The organism is Paenibacillus ilasis, from assembly GCF_043195395.1.
GTDB classification, from domain to species: domain Bacteria; phylum Bacillota; class Bacilli; order Paenibacillales; family Paenibacillaceae; genus Paenibacillus_AQ; species Paenibacillus_AQ lautus.
Genome location: NZ_JBHDJG010000001.1, coordinates 1,577,119 through 1,597,712, shown reverse-complemented (window position 1 = coordinate 1,597,712; position 20,594 = coordinate 1,577,119). Strand labels below are relative to the sequence as shown.

Below are 20,594 nucleotides of genomic sequence, written 5' to 3'. Positions count from 1 at the left end.
ATACAACATGATGATATAAGCACGGGAGGAAGCACATCGATGATCTATCATATTGACTATGTCTCAGAGGGATTGCATGTCAAGGGGTATCTGGGTCTGCCGCCGCAACTGCCCCGTTCGAGCGCCCATGAGATGTCCGAAGCGTTCAACGCAATTCACGGCGTTACAATAACCGGCACGCTGGCATGCTCCTTAAATAAGGACACTATCCGGGAAGGATTCTCAGGATCGACTGCCCCTAAGCTGCCGCTGGTCCTGTATTGCCGCGGCGGCATAGGCCGGATCGGCGCGGTAAGGTTAAAGTGGGTCGAAGAATTCGCGGCGCAAGGATATGCCGTGTTTGCTCCGGCCTATCGCGGAAACGAAGGCGGCGAGGGCAGGGATGAATTCGGTGGTGCCGATACGATGGATGTGATCACTGCAATCGAATGGCTATCACGCATTTCATGGATAGATAACAGCCGTATTCATCTGTTGGGCTTTTCCCGCGGTGCGATCAATGCTGCCGTGGCAGCTGCTCTGTCACCACATGTATCCAAAATGATTCTCTGGAGCGGTGTCTCCGACCTGACGCAAACCTATGAGGAACGGATCGATCTGCGCAGGATGATGAAACGCGTCATTGGCGGTACGCCAACCAAGTTTCCGGAACGATACCTTCTTCGGTCCCCAATCCATTATGCGGATCGAATTCAATGTCCCGTTCTAATTGTCCATGGGACGCGGGACGAGCAGGTCCTGGTGGAACATAGTTACCGGATGATGAACAAGCTTCAAGAGCTGGGACGCCAGCCCGAAGCCCACCTGTACGAAGGGCTTGGGCATCATTTCCCGCCACCGCAGCATGCAGCGGCGATCCACCGAATGTTCGACTGGTTAAAGAAATAAGTAGAAGTTGAGGAGCGCGCCTCTCCTTCTACCTATCTCCCTCCAAGCAAATGTTGATTGGCAATGCTTCCAACTAGTTGTGCAAGGCAGCCGTCTCAATCCAGTATTTACACGTCCCGTTCGTAATGGAACTTAACTCACCGTGATTCGTTTCAATGATGCGACGAGAAGCCAGGTTGAATTCATCGCAGGTCAGAAGGACACGGTATATGTTCTTCTCATTGGCTTTCTTGACCAGCTCCGCCAGCAGCCGCTTGCCATATCCTTTCCCACGCTCCGACGGCCTGATGACATACCCGATATGTCCCCCTAGCTCTAGCAGATTGTCATTCAAGCGGTGTCTCAGCTTACCATATCCTACAGGCTTGTCGTTATCGTACAGCCAATATATCGTCTGGGGAACATACTGATCCGGCAGATCGATGCCTCTGCCCATTTCGTAATTGCGCTGTACCTTGGAAGCGAACTGTTCCATGCTGCCGCTATTTAGTCCATTAACGAAGCCGTTCCCGCCCTGGCCGATTTCCTGGACCATGAGCAGCAGACTTTCATCCTCCTTCACCTGCAGCTCCCTTAATGCTAATGCCATGACTATTCCTCCACTTGAAAGATCGAATCTACAATGACGGGCAGCTGATCCCGTAAGGATACGGCTCCGAATACGGATCTGGCGTGAATCCCTTGGTCCCCGAACACCTCTAGCATCAAGTCCGAGAATCCATTCAGCACCTTATGATGCTCCTCATAGTCGGTTGTTGCGTTAACGAAGCCTTGAACCTTAACCACGCGCTTCACTTTATCAAGTGACCCCAGCCCTTCTCTTAATACGGCCAGAACTTCAATCCCGGTCAGACGCGCATATTCATACCCCTGCTCTGTTGTATAATGCTCCCCGAGCTTCCCTCTTGGCTGTCCTGGGGGACCCTTACCAGAAACATACATCATCCCGTTAACGACAACATAGTTGGCATACTTGGCTGCTGGCGTGCCGGCTTTAGGCAGGCTAATGCCCAGCTGCTTCAGACGTTCCTCGGCATGAACGGTCATATGATCACTCCTACAGGAAAAATATTCTATATAAATTTTAACTATTGTATCACGGAAAAACCTTTTTACAAGTAAAAAAAAGACCAACCTTACTCTTCGAGGCTGGTCTTAAATTCAACATATCGGATGTTTAGATCCGGAACGAATAATAAGCATAACGCTCCGCATTATGAATGGCCTGCCATACGTCCGTCGTCTCGGCGCCCGGATACCAGTAGGCATAACCGGCAATCTGATATTTGGAGGCCATCAGATGCTTCATGGATAAAGAGCGGGACTCCTCGGTCCATATGCGATGCGGAATGCCGCCGCTGCTATAAGCTGCTTCATACTGCGCTACGTTGGCATTCCATGCTAAGGAAGCCTTGTTCAGACGAATCCGATGTCCCTGTTCAATCAAACTGATGTCCTGCGAGGATACCGACGAAGCGATCTGCCAATCCCTCGTGTACAGCGGATACGCGATGATGCTCTTCTTAGCCGGCACTTGGGTCCGCAGCTTGCTCAGCGCGGATTCACTCCATGGCAGCGAGGATACGGAGCCCGCTTGGGGCGAACCACCCCAGTGCTGGTCATAACTCATGAGCACCATATAGTCCACCTGAGTGCCAAGGGTTGCGTAATCGAATGCAGCCGTCCAATCCGTATTCAGATCAGGTGAAACATCGATGGATAACTTGGCTCCAAGCCGTCTCATCTCGATGGATAATTGCGTGATAAAGGCCGTCAGATTCTGCCGGTCCTGAGGCATGACGTTCTCAAAATCAATATTGATCCCATCCAATCGATACCGGGATACATTCGCTGCAATACGGTCAACGACAGATTTCCGGGTCTGTGCGCTGCTTAAAACTTGGTGAGTTCCTTCCGCATTCCCACGGTTCCCTACCATGGCCCACACCTGCCGACTGTTGTTATGAGCCCAATTCAACAGCTCCTTGTCGGTATGGTCCGTCACCTTGCCGTCAGCCTCTATGTAGTACCAGCGCGGTACCAGAACATTCAAGCCGGCCCGTTTGGCATAGGAAATGTATTGCTTCGTTGTACCATTATATAACCAGCCCATATGAATATTGGCAGGTGTCTGGCTATCGATCATGGACTTCACATTTCCCGATTGGAGGACCCGATCCAGCAGCATCGCCGTCTCTTCCCGGGTGATCGGATCCTGCGGTCTGAATTGCCCTTTGCTTCCTTGCAGCCAGCCTGTATTCGTCGCTTTGCCAACCGCATTCCAAGCCCATTCCGCGATCGAACCCGAATCCGTATATAGGCCGGCTGTATTTCCGTTATCATATCCACTTTCTTTCATGGCACGAATAACCATGACCGCGGCCTCTTGTCTTGTTATCGAAGCATTCGGAAAGAACTTGTAGCCGTTCCCCTCCACGATGGATAGATTAAGGCCTGCATGAATCCAGCCGTAGTACCAAGCTGATTTGGATACATCCTGAAAGGCGGACAAATCATTCTGAACGGGCTCCATCCTGAGCATTCTGGCAACCATGGCCATGAATTCGGCCCGCGTAACCGGATTTCGCGGCAAAAAAGCTCCTGTGCCATCCCCGCTTACGATACCTCTATTGGCTAGACGATGGATCGCGTCTTTTGCAAAGCTTGCCGAGATATCGTGAAAATCGGTCGGACTAGGAGCTTGAGCCGCTGTTGCCTGAAGAGGGCCAAAAAGCGGTGTAAATGACAACAGCAAACAAAGTGACAGGAAATATTTCTTCAAAGGGACGCCTCGATTCTATTCTATCATCTGATACCTTCAGCATATCAGATGATCATAGAATCAGGCATTATTCATTTCTTGGTAATAATCGCTGCCAGTATCGATTTAAGAGGATAAAATGACAGCACCGATCCCTTTTACAACAAGAGAATTCCGGGTTAAACGCGTAATATGCTCTTCGCCAAGCAGAATCTTCCATTCGCCCAGCTCAGGTAAAGCCAGGGAGGACTCTTTCCGTGCGGCATAATAGAGCACATAGATATGTTTCTGTGGATCGCCGCCCGCATGATCTCGAAGCGTGTAAGCGACAGTATGCTCAGGACATCGTTCAAAGTGAAGATGCTTACGAATCGACGCAGCATCCCTTAATCTGAATGCCGGATGCTGCTTGCGGAGCTGAACGAGCCGTTGAATGTATTTCACGCCATCCTGGTGCTTCGATGCCATACCCCAGTCCAGCCGATTCACTTCATCACTAGAATTGTAGCTGTTCTCCACTCCGTTCTTGGAACGGTAATACTCTTGGCCCGCATGCAGGAAAGGGATTCCCTGACTGGTCAGAATCATGGCCGATGACAGCCGGTGCATATCGCGACGTATGGCATCATTCTCCCCTTTGGTTGACAGCATAATTTTGTCCCATAGGGTATGGTTATCATGACACTCCACATAGTTTACGCACTGATCCGGCTCAGAAGCAAACGCCTTGATATCTTCGGAATACGGGATGCCGCCTACGATGCCCTGCTTCACCTTGTCTTCATATCCATCTCCGCCGCTCACAAAGCCTCTATAATCAAACTGGAAGATGTCTCCTTTGACCGTATCTCGAAAACCGTCGTTAAAATGTGCGATTCGCGGCATCACAGCTGCTTGCTGCTGATTCGCTCTCTTCTTCTCGTCCAGCTCGGTATTCATGACCCAACCTTCGCCGATCGTGATGAGGGTCGGATCGATCTCGTCCAGGCGCGCCCGGATTTCATTCATCGTCTCCACATCCAGCAATCCCATCAGGTCAAATCGGAAACCGTCAATCCGGTACTCCTTCACCCAGTGCAGGACGGATTCCACAATGAATTTCCGCATCATCGGACGCTCGGATGCCGTGTCATTACCACACCCGGATCCGTTGGAGAATTTGCCGTCCTTCGTATAGCGCAGGTAATATCCGGGAACCAGCTTCGTGAAATTGATCAGATACCCGTCATATACATGGTTATACACTACATCCATGATGACTCGAAGGCCTTGATCGTGGAATGTCTGAATCAGCTGCTTCAGTTCACGAATCCGAACCTCAGGCACATACGGATCCGTAGCATACGAGCCTTCGGGAGCATTGTAGTTCTTCGGGTCGTATCCCCAATTGTACTGCGGCTCATCAAGCCTGGTTTCGTCCACGCTTTCCGTTGCAAAATCGTAGATCGGGAGCAGCTCCACATGGGTGGCCCCAAGCTCGACAATATGATCAAGCCCTGTACGAATCCCTCCGGGACCTCGGGTACCTGTCTCCGCCAGACCTTTAAACTTGCCTTTATGCTTCACTCCGCTGTCTTGATGAATGGTGTAATCACGAACATGCAGTTCATAGATGACGGCATCTAGAGGACTATGGAGCGGCGGTTTGTCCTCTGTCCAGAGTTCTGGATCGGTCGAGGCCATATCCAAGATGTAGGCACGATCCCCATTGACGCCTACAGCGGCGGCATAGGGATCGACAGCTTCGTTCCATTGATCCCCGATAAGGACCTGATAGGTGTAGAACATGCCTTGAAGGTTTTCTCCTACTTTCAGCAGCCAAGTTCCTTTCACATCACGAGTCATCGCGAACCGCCGGGCTTCTGCTGCCTGCCAATCCGGATAGAGCAGAACGTATGCCTCACTTGCCGTCGGTGCCCACAGGCGAAACGTGGACTCTTGAGGTTGATAAGTTAAACCCAGATCCGTTCCATCGTAATAAAATAACTTGTCAAATTCCTTATCAAAGACGGAGACTCCCCCGGTGACCGCGGGATCTCCGTAGTGAATAACAGCATTGCTTTCTTTTTGTACCGACAAGATGTTCACTCCTCATGTATGCTTCCTATCCAATCGCACCTGTTCAACTTCTTCTTCCGTGATGGTACGGGTACCATAGCGGGCTTCCTCGTAAAGCTCAATCAAGGATTGTGGAATACGTTCCTTCCGCCCGTCCCATTCCTTAAGATCGCTTTCGGTTTCCCGCGGTGTTAGCGACGCTTTCCAATTATAGCCTTCCCTGATGCTTCGGGAAAGTATCATGCGATACATTTGGCGAATTTTCTCATTCAAATGCTCCGATCCTTCTCCTGCCCGAAACTTCCCGCCGATACGCATGCCGGACAACAGCCGTTTGAGCCGCTTGGATGCCGGGTCATGTTCAATATTCTCCACTTCATCCTCATAACCTAGCGAGGGCTGAAGGTTCTGTCTGTTCATCATCCTGTTCATCCATGCAGAGAATCTTCTATACAGCTTAGGCAGTATTTTGCCAAACCTGAATAGAACATACAGTATCCCGATCCCGATAATGGTGAACACGCCATAGATCAGCACTTGCTCCAGTACTTTCATCCATGGACTCGGCGGCTTGGTTTCTTCATCGAGAAATGACATTTCGGGCGGAGGCTCCGACATCGAAGGCGGCTCCGGGGCCTGCTCCGCTCCGGAGCCGAACCATCCGGAGATCCATGCAGCGATCCCCCGAGCCATATCAGAGACCCATTGCTGCAGCTGCGGTAGAAAAGCGACGACCGCAACAAGAAGCAGCAATACGATGATAAACCAGCGATTGTAGCGCAGCACGCGCCGTTCCAATACGGGCTGATCATTGCCTGGCAGCGTCTCATCCAACACCAACTGCCGATTGACAATCAACAGGGTCAATCCTAACGCGGCTGCCCCCATCCAGGTCAGAGACGATATTCCACCACGGAACGAATCCATGAAACTTAATATGAAACTGCTGACCCCGTACACAATCAAACCGATTAAGAAATACGTCCCCGGAAACATCAGATTCCAGCTTACCTGCTCCATTCGGCTTCCGCGATAACTGGCAATAAAGATCAAGGGGATAAAATAAGCTAGGGTAATATCGACGCCTATAAATGCGATGGATACCGCAATGGAAACCAGGCAAGCCCATAAGGTTGCCTTAAACTGACGATCCAGCTTGAACCATTGCGCACCTGTATAGCCAAGTAAGTACCCGCCTAATACCAGGGCAGGCCATACCCAGCGGTACGATTCAGTTAGCAGATAGAAAGCCGGAATAAAGAGTACCGGAAAATAGAGTACGCATTCCACGAATCCCTGCAAAGAAGCCTTTATAAATCCAGAACCTCGAGAGGTCATGCCGACACCTCCTTCGCAGGAGTCGGCACATCACCGAGAGGAAATACCTGAATCGTGTGCCCATTGTCCCGAAATCGCTGAAACATCTCTTCCAGCCTGGGGCTGACGTAAGTGCTCAAAATGAGGATATCCCTTGCCTCTTCATGCCGGGATAGCTCATGGGCCAGATAATCATGGAAAGAAGCCTTTCGGATCAGCTCCAGCCTCGCCAGCATTTCAAATATCAGATGCTGCTGGGTCATGCCGCCTGCAACCGGGACAAATGCCTCATCGGTGGAATCCTCGCCAAGCGTTCCATTCGTCCCCATTCCGATCTCCATGCCCTGCGACAATAAGTGAGCTGTAATGCCGGCCGCCAGGCGGATGCCATACTCGATCGGCTCAGGCCGCGTCGCTTTGCTCCACATCTGCTCATGATCCTCTATATTCAGATAGATTAAGAGTCGGCTGTCCGCTGTGGTATCCCGCCTGTGGACCTGCAGCGTGCCCGTTCGTGCGGTCGCTTTCCATTGAATATCCTTCAGCGGATCGCCGTCGCGATATTCGCGTACGCCCGATATCAGGAAAGGGTCCTCCAAGATCCATCTTCGGACCAGCATTTCGCCCATCCAAGTCTGGACCGGGAGGGCCATGTCCGACACATCCATCGGCATCGGGTACACGATAATTCCACCGGACAACGTCTTGCTCTGGACAATCGACTCCATTCCGACCAAATCACCCGTCGTCATGGATACCGTTCCCAGCTTGTACAGACCTCTGCGCTTAGCGATAATCCGATGTCTGCGAAGGATCTTGGTCCAAGGCAGAAGACTGAAGAAGCTCTTGTGGTTCTGATTGAATTGCCCCTCACTGATATCCAGGTTCAATTGGTTATCAAATGCCAGGCCCGAACGAAATTGGGATTCTACCCTTAACCAGGGTACAGGCAATGCTTTGCGGTTCTCAATGATTTCGATCAATTCCACGGAATCTCCCTCATAACAGGTCGACACCTTAAAGGAACGGCTGTAGTTCAGCCTTTTCAATGCCATCCGTTTGAAAAGCTTGCCCTGAACAACGATGACCACTGCGGCGATTAACAATATCCAATAGGCTCCCATCGCCATCCGCCCCTACGACGAAATTCCTTCTTCTGTCGGTACGGGAACCTGCTGCAGCAGCCGTTCGATCACTTCTTCCGCCGCGGCAGCGCCGCCGCGGCTGTGGAGCGTCCCTCGAAGCTTCAACCGGTGCGCCCATGTCGGCACAGCCAAATCTTTTACATCATCAGGGGTAACAAACTCCCTGCCCTTCAGGACGGCTTGTACCTGCACCGCCTTCAATAATGCTTGGCAGCCCCTTGGGCTTACGCCGGAGGCAACCGCTTCATCCCTTCTTGAATGCTCGGAAAGCGCAACGATATAGGATAACATCTCATCACTGACATGTACTTTGCTGACGATATGTCTGGCTTGTACGATCCGCTCAGACGTTGCAATTGCCATGAGAGACTCCAAGGGCTGATCCTCTTTAAATCGCTTCAGAATATTCACGCTTTCCTCTGAGGTAGGGTATCCCATATTCAGTTTGAACAAAAAGCGGTCCAGCTGTGCCTCCGGCAGCGGAAACGTTCCTTGCTGTTCCAGCGGATTCTGCGTCGCAATGACCAGAAACGGTTCTTTCAGCTGATGGGTTACCCCGTCAATGCTGATCTGGCGTTCCTCCATGCACTCCAATAGACTGGACTGCGTACGAGGAGTCGCCCGGTTGATTTCATCGGCTAGAAGGATATTCGTGAACAGAGGCCCCGGTCGGAATTCAAACGTCGCGGATTGTTGATTATAGAAATAAATGCCGCTCAGATCCGACGGCAGCAAATCCGGCGTAAACTGTACTCTCTTAAACGTGCAATCAATCGACTTCGAGATGGATTTGGCCAACAATGTCTTACCTGTACCCGGCACATCTTCCAACAGAACATGACCTGAAGTGACCATGGCAATAAACAGTCTGTCAATCAGCTCCTCTTTACCTACCATAACTTTGGAAACGTTTGCTCGAATGTCGTCGGCAAGACGGCGAACGCCATGATAATCTATAGTGATTGTAACCACCCCTTATGTAGTTTAACTTAACAACAAAGTTCGTCATGACATCCCATAATTCCTGTTATTCGGGACAAAATAAGACCGATTGCCTCATATATGGCTTCTCTTTCCGTTACCATGAGGATATTTACGGATCTCCCGCACTCCGATACGCCAAGAAGCCGTCCAAGGACAGCTTCCGAGAATGCACCCTATTGACGTACGACCTGATATTACTAAGCTCTGATTATTCTGCCGTCCTCTCTTCATGGGAAGCTGAATCCGTCCCGCTTTCCGGGATCAATAGTTTCGTCAGCTCCGCCTCAGCCTGCTCGCGGCTATCGATCCGGATATCGATATAATGCCTAACCTCAGGCGGCCGGGTATAAAACGGCTCCAGTGACGCAGTCCATAGCTTATAATCCGGATGTCCGCGGAAGCCGATCAGGCGATCCTTAATACCGCTCCAACGGACGAGGAATATATATTCATCCCGGTTCTCCACGCACTTGTGAAGCTCATGGCTTACATATCCCTTTTTCGTTAACAGAACGCCGGAAACTTCCCGAAAGACACTTTCAAACTCGCTTGCCAGCCCCGGTTTGATATAAAGTATCGCTGATTCCAGTATCATATCGTATCCCCCTCTTCGATATCCATCCGATCAACGGTAAAAAATAACGCTTGTATTTGGCAGCGCCATGCTAGGAAAACAAGTAGGTGCAGTCAAGTATATGCTGATATAATGAGAAGCATGAATACACTTATAAGGATGAGACAAACATGGCATTCGGCATCTCGAGACAGGAATTGCAGCAATGGAAGCAGAAGGTCGCACAAGGCGACATCGCTTTTTTGACCCATTATTGGTACGACAAGCGGTTTCCGGAGTTCCATACCGTAACCAAAGTAGGCTGCTCGAACATCCAGCGCCTTGAGGACTGGTGTGTATCCAACGGGCTTAATCCGAAATATATCCATTACCGCCAACATTACCCGCACTTTGATCTGATCGGTCCCAAGCAAACCGAATTACTGCAAAAGTATAGGCTCGATGAGCATATCACCCGATTCGGTCTGTAAATACCGATCGGCGTAATATTATCAAAACCCGCCTTGATCCGCCGGCCCTTCTCGCTCATGCCGTGCCTGATCAGGCGGGTTTTTTAGAATGCTTTATCAACCGGATCGTTCCGAGGTTTTCTAATGGTTCTGTTCTATTTCTATACCCTCATGTAAGGGCTTCGCTAGTCATCTTCTTTAATGTCTTGTTGATCCAGATCGCAGCCGTCGCGCCTTCCCCCATCGCCACGGTGGTTAATTCGGAATGGACGCCCAGGTCACCGGCCGCCCAGAGTAATTCGACACTCGTCATTTTGGACCTTGGATCGGTCTTGACATGACGGTTGTGCTCCAGCTCTGCCCCCAGCTGCTCGGCCAATTCGGAATAGATCCTATTCCCGCCAAAAGATATGAACCCCCGCTCTGCGGGCACGATGCTCCCATCCTCCAGCACAACGGCCGATAGGATGCCGTCCTCCTCCCGAATTTCCGACACCTTTTTCTCTATATACGGAATCCCTAGATCCGCCAATTGGGACATATGCTCGGAAGAAGCCGGCTCCCGCTCATGATTGATGTAGATGATATCCTTGGTCCGCTCCGATAGCAGCACGGCCATACTGGCACCGGGATCGCCCGATCCCAATACGACGGTCTTACGATCTTGAATTTCATAACCATCGCAATCGGGGCATACAAAGACGGATGTGCCCAGCGTGGACATCAGGCCTGGCAGCTTGGGAAAACGGTCCATCACGCCTGTTGCGAGCAGCAAGGTTTTGGTCCTGTATTGAACGCCGTCTTTACCGGTTAACACAAAATATTCCGCTTCATCCCGTTCCGCTTTCCGGATATCATCGGCTGCAAACGAAACGCCGACAGACTCCGCCTGCTGACGTCCCCGCCCCCTGAGCTCTTCACCAGATACCCCATCCGGCCATCCGAGGATGTTGCGGTAGCTCTTGCATATGGTGGAACGCCCCGTTCCCCGGTCGATCACCAGGATATCGTAGGCAGAATACCGCCCCAGCTGTATAGCCGCCTGCAGACCTGCAATCCCGCCGCCTAGGATAATGCAATCTTTCACTTCGGTATGCAACATGTAGGTTTATCCACTCATTTCTATATCGAATTAAGGCTGGAACTCTTGGCATCAAGATTTACTTCAAGAAGAGAGGTACACCCTAAATATTTAACCAATCGGCCGTGATTTACTCCTGAAAAATCAAATAGACCCCGGCACAATGCGCCGAGGTCTGAAAATCAATGAATCACAGGAGTAGCTGTCCGGCTAATGCACCGGTAATCACAACAAGCCACGGAGGGCTCTTCCAGAACATCAGCATCCCGAACAGACCCGCGCCAATCACAAATTCAAGCGGACTATGGATAGAGGATGTCCATATGGGATGGTACAAAGCGGCCAACAGAATTCCGACCACTGCGGCATTCATGCCTGTCAGCACGCCTTGCAGTTTAGGGTTTCTGCGGATGCTGTTCCAGAACGGCATTGCCCCTACGATGAGCAGAAATCCAGGCAAAAAGATCGCAAGTATAGCAACGACACCTCCGGGTATCCCCTGAATCAAGACCCCAAGGTAAGCGGCAAAAGTAAATAACGGACCGGGTACAGCTTGTGTTGCCCCGTAACCGGTTAGGAAATCCTCTTTAGACATCCAGCCGTTCAATACCGTCTCACTCTCCAGCAGCGGGAGAACAACGTGCCCTCCGCCGAATACAAGCGATCCGGCTCGGTAGAAGCTGTCCACAATGGCTACCCAACCATTATCGGTCAGCCCTCTAAGGAGCGGCAGACCCACTAATAACACGACAAACATTCCCAAGCAAAAAAGTCCGGCTCTCCGTCCGATCGGCATCTTGATCTCAGGTGCAGCCTCTTCGTTTGCTTGACGCTTGAACAACCACAGTCCCGATATGCCGGCCAGCGCGATGACCGTCACTTGAGAAACGGGACTCTGCCACAGCAGAACGACTGCCATCCCTATTAACGCTATGGCCGCCCGCACGGGACCTGAGGCCAGCTTTCCTGCCATCCCAAGTACCGCTTGAGCTACGATGGCGACTGCGACAATTTTGAGCCCTTGAATCCAGCCTGCCGAGCCGGGATCGAAGGTTTGCATCAGATAGGCGAAAATCATGAGCATAAGCACAGATGGTAACGTAAAGCCGAGCCAGGCGACGATACCGCCCCAAAGTCCCGCTCGTATCATCCCAACACCAATGCCCACTTGGCTGCTGGCCGGTCCGGGAAGAAATTGGGCTAGGGCCACCAGATCCGCATAACTTTTTTCGTCCAGCCATCCTTTGCGCCGCACATAAGTCTGGTGGAAGTATCCAAGATGTGCGATCGGTCCGCCAAACGATGTGAGTCCCAACTGCAGAGCGGTCCACCAGGTTTCGCTGAGGGCACGCCACCTGCCAGAGGGCTGCCTATTGCCGACTTGAGCTTGTACTTGTTCTTTCTCTGTCTCCGGATTCAATATCCATCGCTCCCCATATGCTTGGTGTAATGTAATAGAACCTCGTAACCCGTTTAACCCTTAGGTATACAGATCATCTTTTATCAAATTTCAGAGTATACCAAGTCCTCATTGTCAATCTACCCATTTATGTAAACGCTATGTAAAATCTATAGATTTTTTTGAATGCTATCAAGTGAAAACCGGACATGCTCTAAAAAAAGAGCGACCCAACAGAACTTTTGTTCCATGGATCGCTCTTAGTATCATACTTACTGTATGCGTCAATACAATGTGACTTCTATACCTTTAAGCCTCCGGCTTCGTTTCGTTTGGCACGGAGAGATAACCCGGCTTCGCTGCCCCGAAACCGAAGATGAACAACACCACAACAACGGCGGACAGCACCGCCAGCGGCACCTTCCATCCTCCTGTCGCATCATGCAGGAACCCGATCAGCATCGGACCGACGGCGGCCAATAAATAACCCAGTGACTGCGCCATTCCGGATAACGCGGCAGCTTCTTGAGCCGTTTTGGTACGAAGGGTGAAGAACATCAGGGATAAACTGAAATTGGCCCCGCCTGAAATACCTACCAGCATCACCCACAGCAAATTCAACGAAGTCATGCCGGAAAATAAGCCTGCATATCCGGTCAGCATGCACAATGCAGAGATCGTTACCAGCATACGCTGATTGGGATTCCGGCCAGCCAGAACAGGAATAATGAAGGAAAATGGCAGGCTGACAAATTGGAGAATCGAGAGCATCCATCCCGCAGCACTATAATCCATGCCTTGGCTTCTCAGAATCTCGGGCAGCCATGAGACGTTCACGTAGAACGTAAACGATTGAAGTCCCATAAATAAAGTAATGTACCAAGCAAGCGGTGACCTCAGCACACTCTGTTGTTTGGTTGAAGTCGAACGGACCTCAGCTGTTTTTCCGGAACTGCGGCGCTGGATGATCCACACAATCAGAGCCAAGACGGACAATGAACCCCAAATGAGCAGGGACCCTTGCCAACCAAGCCCTGCTTGGGTAGCCAGCGGAATGCTAATCCCGGATGCGATGGCGGCGAGCAGGTTCATCGAGGCAGAGTATGTGCCCGTCATCAATCCGATATGCCGCGGGAAATCCCGCTTGACCAGACTTGGAAGCAGCACGTTCCCTACAGCTATGGCCATTCCAAGAAATGCGGTTCCGATTAACAGCGTATATGGGGATGATACCGAGCGTATGCCGATTCCGAATGTCAGCACCACCATACTCAGCAAAAGGGTATTCTCCAGTCCCCATTTTTTGGCCATGGCCGGTGCCATCGGCGACAGCAGGGCAAAGGCTAATAGCGGCAGCGTGGTGAGCATACCCGCCAAGGTGTTCGAGATTCCCGTATCGTCGCGAATGATCCCGATCAGCGGGCCGACCGATGTAATCGCCGCTCTCAAGTTAATAGCAATAAGGATGATTCCTGCAAACATCATCCATGTGCGCCCTCCAGAATTTGTGTTTTGATCTATTGATGTTCTTGATGTCATGACATGGACTCCTTACTTTCAAGCGATATGTAAAAATAAACTTATCCGAGTTTATCACAAACCCGGGCATTAGGCCATAGCCTCGGGATGCTATCATGGCAGCTTTTAGGGCCAGTCCGCCGCCGATTCAACGTTGTGCATTAGCCTGTAGACGCACAGATAGAGCCCTACACAAGCGGGCTCCAAGCATACACGGATAATTTTTGGACATTGCGAATGAATTCATTATACCGTTTCTGTATTTCCTCGGATGCGTACTGACGGAACTGCTCGAAGATTCCCATGCACCGCAGCATCCCGTTGTCACTTTTGATTCTGATCGAATACTCGAGACTATCCAGGATATAGGATAACCCGCGATCATACTGTTTAGCATTCAAATAGTATATCCCTAACTCAGCGAGGAGGCGGGTGTATTGGTTTATTGTAATTTGCTCACTAACCTTTCCGAATTTGTTACTTTGTAATTTAAGTACCAAGTAATCACGAAACTGTTCCAGTATATGATCTATGTTGAAGTGATGTCGATTAGCAGCTATTACAATATTGCATAAGGCTGCAAAAATCTCAGCTCTTCTTGTGATAACATAATTTACATATTCAGGTAGGATGCTAGAATGACCAGCCATCAGTTTATAATAGTAACGATTCGCTTTTGCCCAATCTTTAAACTGATTAATAGTTAAAGTTTCTTCATCTGTGGGTGCTGTTATCCAATTAGTGTATTCATACATGGAGAGATAACCTAATGCCTCATCAAAGTTTCCTGCTTCACGACAGACATTGGCTCGAATTAGATACGAATATAATATGTAAAATATAACTGGCTTCTCTTGTTCATATTTGTAATTGTTTTCATATTTTATTTTTGCCTTAAGACCCATTTTTTCGGCAAGAACTTCCACCGTATCCCACCGAAGCAGTGAAATATTAACGTTAATAAGCTTCCTATAAGCTTCTAACTGGTAAACTTCATCCAACCGATCAATATAATGCTCAAAAGTTACGGCCAATTGTAAATTAGCTTCCATGTTATCACTTAGCCCCAACCCAAACAGCCGATAATGACATAATGCAAGCCTTTCAGAGTGTTGGAACTTTTCACTTTCAGCAACGCATTCATATAGTATAGCTGCCGCCTTATACTTTTCCTCATTGAAAAACTCTTCCGCCGTTTCGAAAAGCATCGGTGCGTAAATCATGTTTTCCATCGTCATACGGGCTGCTAGTTGCAGACAATCCAGTTTATCTAACTCTGCACAACGTTGAAGAAAAGCTCCTAGCCGCCTCCAGTCAGGGGTTGTATGAAATATACATTCAAAAATGTAACGGTCGTAAAAATACCCTTCAGAATGTCCTATACTTGTAGTGATACGATCTAATTGATTTACCGACATTGGGCGATTTCCGTTAAGTATACTACTCAAAGATCCACTGTTTATATTTGATATTTTCGAAAACTGATTAATAGTCAAACCATGTTCATGCAAATATCTAGCTATTTCACCGCGAATTGTGGCTGTCGTTTCCAAGTAACAACACCCCCAGAAAAATCTATATTTAGCATTTCCCCCCTACACAAGCGGGCTCCAAGCATACACGGATAATTTTTGGACATCACGAATGAATTCATTATACCGTTTCTGTATTTCCTCGGATGCGTACTGACGGAACTGCTCGAAGATTCCCATGCACCGCAGCATCCCGTTATCACTTTTGATTCTTATCGAGTACGCGAGGCTGTCCAGGATGTAGGATAACCCCCAATCATACTGTTTAGCATTTAAATAGTATATCCCTAACTCGGCGAGGAGGCGGGTGTATCGGTTTATTGTGACCTGATCGTTAACCTTTCCGAGCTGATTTTGCCTCTCTTTGAAAACCAAATGCTCCTTATACCGATCCAATATATGATCGATATGTAGTTGATAGCGATTGGCTGCGATCATAATATTACATAGCGCCAAAAAAATCTCGTCTTCCCTTGAGTCCACATAATCTACGTACCGGTTTAAAGCATCTGGTTGTCCGCTCATTAAACCATACATATACCGATTAGCCTCAGCCCATTCCTTGAACTGCTCCATAATCAGTGATTCTTCCTCACTAGGTTTGTTTATCCAATCAGGATTTTCATATAATGATACATAATAAAATGCATTATCGTAATCTCCACGTTCTTGATGCGAAGAGGCCTGAATTAAATACGAATATAATATGTAAAATATAAAGGGTTTCTTTGGATATTCGTAAGCACCAAAAATATTTCTATTTTGTTGATAATGAATTTTAGCTTTATGTCCCATCCTTTTGCCAAGAGCTTCAATTTTATCCCACCGCTGTAAGGATATATTCACATTAATCAGCTTAACATACGCATCCAATTGATACATATCATCCAATCTATCGATATAGGGTTCAAAGTATACTGCTTTTTGTAAATTCTCTTCCTGATTCTCACCTAATCCGATTACGAATAATCGATACTGACAAAGAGCTAACCGTTCGGAATACTGAAACTTTTCACACTCAGCCACACATTCATATAACAAAGCTGCCGCTTCACGCTTCTCCTCGTTGAATAAGGTCTCCGCCATATCAAAAAGCATCGGTGCGTAGTTAATATTTTCCATCGTCATTCGTGCAGCTTTATGCAAACAGTCCAATTTATCCAATTCCGCACATCGTTCAAGAAAAGGTCCAAGCCTCCGCCAATCTGGAGTGGTATGAAAAATACTTTCCGTTATGTAAAGTTCGTAAAAGTGCCCCTCTTCCAGACCCATCCCTTCGGTAATCCGGTCTAACTGGTGCATGGACATGGGACGATTTCCATTCAGGATATTACTGAGTGTCCCGCTGTTGATACCCGATATCCTGGCAAATTGGTTGATTGTCATACGATGATTCTGCAAATATCTAACTATTTCTCCGCGAATCGTGGCTGTCGTCTCCAAGTAACAACACCCCCAGATGGAAAACCAAATATTAGTATAGTAAATAATTAATTACATGCTATTATTTTACAATCGTTAGGTCAATAGTAGATGAACTGAACATGCCTTTAATATTTCTATAAGATATAATAAAAGACGCCTCCGATGACTCGGAAGCATCTTACTATGACCCACCTGTTCGAGTTTAAAGACAATTATGTACCGCCAGATCCAAATCCATGAGTTAAAGTTGAAAATACCGCTATTTCTTTGTTATTGTCAGCATGAATCGTTGAAGTTGGAACAGCAAATGTCCACACGATACTAAACATAACTAATAGAGAAACCAATTTTTTTCTCATTTAATTTTTGCACCTCGCTAACTAAATTAGTATACCGTTTTTGTGATTCAAAAGATGAAAAATGACGATACTGTTCGAATAACCCCATGCATCTCAGCATGCCATTGTTACTATTAATTGTAATGGAACTCCCCAGACTTTCCAATATAAATTCTATTCCTTTATCATATTGCTCCGAATTTATATAGTAGATCCCTAATTCGGCCAATAAACGCGTATGTCTCTCTAATGTTACTTGCTTACTAACTTTACCTATGTGATTTCGTTGTTGCTTATAGATTAAATATTCTTTGTAATCTTCCAAGATATGATCTACCTGAAATTTATGTCGATTGGCCGCTATCATTATGTTACACATTGCCACAAAAATCTCGTCTTCACGTGTCGAGACGTATTCCATATACTCAGAAAGAACCTCAGCTTGTCCGACCATTAACTGGTACACATATCTGTTAGCAACTGCCCACTCTTTAAACTGGTTAATAATTTGTAGTTCTTCATTATTAGCGTTACTTATCCATGAAGGATCAGCATATTGTGATACATAGTATAGTGCCTTTTCATATTCTCCACGCTCACTGTAGCTATATTCTAATGATAAATGTGCGTATAGGATATAAAAAATAAGTGGATTCTTCCTCTTTATCTCAATATGATTTTTTGTCTCAATATACTTATACTCAATTATTGCTTTATGCAACATTAGCTCAGCGAATTCCTCAACTTTATCCCAACGATGTATAGAACCATTTACATTAATCAAATCAACTAGTGCATCCAATTGATATACTTCATCTAATCTATCAATATAAGGTTCAAAGTATACTGCAGCCCTTGAATTAACCTCCTGATCATCGCCTAACCCAAGCGTAAACAACCGATACTGACACAGAGCCAACCGCTCCGAATGCTGAAATCGTTCACTCTCAGCCACGCTTTTGTAGAGCAGAACGGCCGCTTCATGCTTTCCCTCTTTGAAAAAAAACTCTGCCGTTTCAAAGAGTAAGGGTGAATAAGAGATATTATCCATCGTCATCCGGACAGCCTTATCCAGACAATCCAGCTTCCCCAGCTCAGCGCATCGGTGAAGATACGGACCCAGACGACGCCAATCCGGCGTAGCATGGAAAATGCATTCATCTATGTACAGCTCATAAAAATAACCCTCTTCCAGACCCATACCTAACGTAATCCGGTCTAACTGCTGCATGGAAATCGGGCGGTTCCCATTCAGAATGTTGCTGAGCGTGCCGCTATTGACACCCGATATCTCAGCAAACCGATTAATCGTCATTTCGTTCTTATGTAGAAACTCTTCCATTTGTTCGCGAATCGTGGCTGTCCTTTCCAAGCTAACACCACCCTTTAGGATCAGAACCCAAATATTAGTATATTTCTCTATACAGTAATCATATTGATTAATATTCCAGCGGTCAATACTTAAATACGTCATTTTTTTACAAAAAATAACCAATACAATTTAAAAATGCCAAATTCAACACTTTTCTTTACTATTTATATATCGTCAAATTGATGACTACGATGAGAAAAAGCGCTCCGAAATTTTCTGAGCGCTTTGAAAGTTGGACAACAATAACGGCCCTGACTTCAATCATGTCAGGGCCGATTACCTACGATATACTCTCCTAGCTTCTTCTTGCCTGAATTAATGTGAACCAATTTGTATCCCCATTAAATACACCGTTTACTCTGTATACAGGCTGATAGAAGTTCTTTGTGTCATAAATGAATGATAGCTCAATCCCTGTTATATCAAGTCGGTCACCTTTTTTAATAACGAGTTGATCCGGCTTTAATATTGCATTTCTTTTGATTTGAGGAAATTCACCATTCTTTATACGCTCATATACCTCTGCAGGAGACCGTATATCTACTTCCTTCATAAATTGATTCTCTTGAAGCCCATTATTTATCGAGTAGATAGTGCCATCTTGTTTAAGAGCGAGTAACAGTTCGCCAGTCCAATAACTTTCGTTTAACCCCGCTTTATCCGGGAGGGACCATTGATATTCCCCGCCATCCAATGCTGTAAAATCAGCGTCTTGAGGGAGTAGGCCAAGATCGGCCATTATGGTTCTGGCCTTTTGTGATAGCAGTTCTTGGTCATTGAATGAAGCTCGCTCCGGTGTATCATTGTTCTCGGTTAACGACCAGTTTCCCTCTTGGGATTGATAGAATGTATATGGTGTTCCTGATTTATCTTTCAATAGAACCTCACGATCGCCATCCCGATCCTTAACCTTCAACTCAGATAATCCTAACTTCTGCTGCAGCAAGGCTTCGACTCCTTCCGGCTGAGTGATTTTCTTGTAGACGGGGGCCACTGCAGGTGCCGAGCTCAGCTGAAGGGATGTTGTCACATGAACATCTTTCATATTCCATTTGGTAAACGAGTTTATGGCCAGGTTACCGAACTCCTGCTGAAAGTAGACGATATTTATGCCGACAAATAACAAACCCATCAATAAAGGGATCGCCAGGTTTCCCAGCAGGCTTTTCATTCTTATTCTTTTGTTATGAACAATGGAAGCAGCAAGTCTGTATAATTGATATCCAAAAATACCACCAAGCGTGTTGTTTATGATATCATCAAGCTCAAACAGCCCTGCGCCTGTAAGCGTCTGGTAGGTTTCAATAAATAGCGTAGAACTTACAACGACCAGAAGCAGCCACTTGAATGCTTTACATTTTTGGCTGATGAAAGGCAGCAATATTCCCATCGGGATAAACATGATGATATTAAATAACCCATTCTGAAGATCACGTAAGGAATACTTATTCCATGCTTCAATATAACCGCTGAATGGATGGAGATTCATCTGCAAGAAATGGGAGTGGCCGCGGCCGAACATGGTGAGCTCGAGCACAAAAACAACATATCCGATGAACAAGGCACCGAGAAAAAGCTTTTTCATGTGAATCCGTGGCTTTCCCTCTGATTGTTGATTTCTATAATAAAGGTAATAATATAGTCCGATTAGAACGAATTCGATCCCGATAATTACGATGACCGGCAGCAATAAAAAACGTAGATTAATATAAATTTCATCGATCCCCAAGACGAGGTCCTCCTTATGATTTTA

17 protein-coding genes are annotated in these 20,594 nt (G+C 47.4%); 2 read left to right on the top strand and 15 right to left on the bottom strand.

What is annotated here, in order from left to right:
* The first annotated feature begins 39 nt into the window (after positions 1-39).
* Positions 40-888, top strand: a complete 849-nt coding sequence (locus ACETK5_RS07695; protein WP_394054926.1) for an alpha/beta hydrolase family protein — start codon at positions 40-42, stop codon at positions 886-888.
* Positions 889-961: 73 nt separating this feature from the next.
* Here ACETK5_RS07695 and ACETK5_RS07690 read toward each other — a convergent pair whose 3' ends face one another.
* From ACETK5_RS07690 to ACETK5_RS07655, 8 genes are all read right to left on the bottom strand, one after another.
* Entirely contained in the window at positions 962-1,477 is a 516-nt protein-coding gene (locus ACETK5_RS07690; RefSeq protein ID WP_394054924.1) for a GNAT family N-acetyltransferase, read from the bottom strand.
* Positions 1,478-1,479: 2 nt separating this feature from the next.
* Positions 1,480-1,935, bottom strand: a complete 456-nt coding sequence (locus ACETK5_RS07685) for a RidA family protein (RefSeq protein WP_394054922.1) — start codon at positions 1,933-1,935, stop codon at positions 1,480-1,482.
* A gap of 130 nt (positions 1,936-2,065) precedes the next feature.
* Positions 2,066-3,670 (bottom strand): S-layer homology domain-containing protein, encoded by a 1,605-nt coding sequence (locus tag ACETK5_RS07680; protein ID WP_394054921.1) that lies wholly within the window; start codon positions 3,668-3,670, stop codon positions 2,066-2,068.
* 105 nt (positions 3,671-3,775) lie between these two features.
* Positions 3,776-5,728 carry a type I pullulanase gene (gene pulA / locus ACETK5_RS07675; protein ID WP_394054919.1) on the bottom strand — a complete coding sequence of 651 codons (1,953 nt, stop codon included), beginning with the start codon at positions 5,726-5,728 and terminating at the stop codon, positions 3,776-3,778.
* Between the two features lie 12 nt (positions 5,729-5,740).
* Complete coding sequence (locus ACETK5_RS07670; protein ID WP_394054917.1) at positions 5,741-7,045, bottom strand: DUF4129 domain-containing protein; 1,305 nt, start codon at positions 7,043-7,045, stop codon at positions 5,741-5,743.
* On the bottom strand, positions 7,042-8,148 hold the full coding sequence (locus ACETK5_RS07665; protein ID WP_394054915.1) for a DUF58 domain-containing protein: 1,107 nt from the start codon (positions 8,146-8,148) through the stop codon (positions 7,042-7,044). The genes ACETK5_RS07670 and ACETK5_RS07665 overlap by 4 nt, the downstream gene beginning before the upstream one ends.
* Positions 8,149-8,160: 12 nt before the next feature.
* Entirely contained in the window at positions 8,161-9,141 is a 981-nt protein-coding gene (locus ACETK5_RS07660) for an AAA family ATPase (protein ID WP_394054913.1), read from the bottom strand.
* Between the two features lie 220 nt (positions 9,142-9,361).
* Entirely contained in the window at positions 9,362-9,748 is a 387-nt protein-coding gene (locus tag ACETK5_RS07655; protein ID WP_394054911.1) for an antibiotic biosynthesis monooxygenase family protein, read from the bottom strand.
* A gap of 149 nt (positions 9,749-9,897) precedes the next feature.
* Between ACETK5_RS07655 and ACETK5_RS07650 the strand changes: the two genes are divergently transcribed.
* Entirely contained in the window at positions 9,898-10,197 is a 300-nt protein-coding gene (locus ACETK5_RS07650) for a hypothetical protein (RefSeq protein ID WP_394054910.1), read from the top strand.
* A gap of 148 nt (positions 10,198-10,345) precedes the next feature.
* Here the strand turns inward: ACETK5_RS07650 and ACETK5_RS07645 are convergent, their stop codons facing one another.
* The 7 genes from ACETK5_RS07645 to ACETK5_RS07615 form a co-directional block, all read right to left on the bottom strand.
* A complete protein-coding gene (locus ACETK5_RS07645; RefSeq protein WP_394054908.1) occupies positions 10,346-11,278 on the bottom strand; it encodes an NAD(P)/FAD-dependent oxidoreductase in 933 nt (310 codons plus the stop codon).
* A gap of 169 nt (positions 11,279-11,447) precedes the next feature.
* Positions 11,448-12,677, bottom strand: a complete 1,230-nt coding sequence (locus tag ACETK5_RS07640) for a chromate transporter (RefSeq protein ID WP_394054906.1) — start codon at positions 12,675-12,677, stop codon at positions 11,448-11,450.
* Between the two features lie 288 nt (positions 12,678-12,965).
* Positions 12,966-14,195: a CynX/NimT family MFS transporter gene (locus ACETK5_RS07635; protein WP_100537935.1), complete on the bottom strand. Its 1,230-nt coding sequence runs from the start codon at positions 14,193-14,195 to the stop codon at positions 12,966-12,968.
* Between the two features lie 167 nt (positions 14,196-14,362).
* Positions 14,363-15,727, bottom strand: a complete 1,365-nt coding sequence (locus ACETK5_RS07630) for a transcriptional regulator (RefSeq protein ID WP_394054904.1) — start codon at positions 15,725-15,727, stop codon at positions 14,363-14,365.
* A gap of 42 nt (positions 15,728-15,769) precedes the next feature.
* A complete protein-coding gene (locus tag ACETK5_RS07625; protein ID WP_394054902.1) occupies positions 15,770-17,149 on the bottom strand; it encodes a helix-turn-helix domain-containing protein in 1,380 nt (459 codons plus the stop codon).
* Positions 17,150-17,452: 303 nt separating this feature from the next.
* A complete protein-coding gene (locus tag ACETK5_RS07620; RefSeq protein WP_100537938.1) occupies positions 17,453-18,841 on the bottom strand; it encodes a helix-turn-helix domain-containing protein in 1,389 nt (462 codons plus the stop codon).
* A gap of 295 nt (positions 18,842-19,136) precedes the next feature.
* Positions 19,137-20,570, bottom strand: a complete 1,434-nt coding sequence (locus ACETK5_RS07615; RefSeq protein WP_394054900.1) for a VanZ family protein — start codon at positions 20,568-20,570, stop codon at positions 19,137-19,139.
* Between the last annotated feature and the right edge of the window lie 24 nt (positions 20,571-20,594).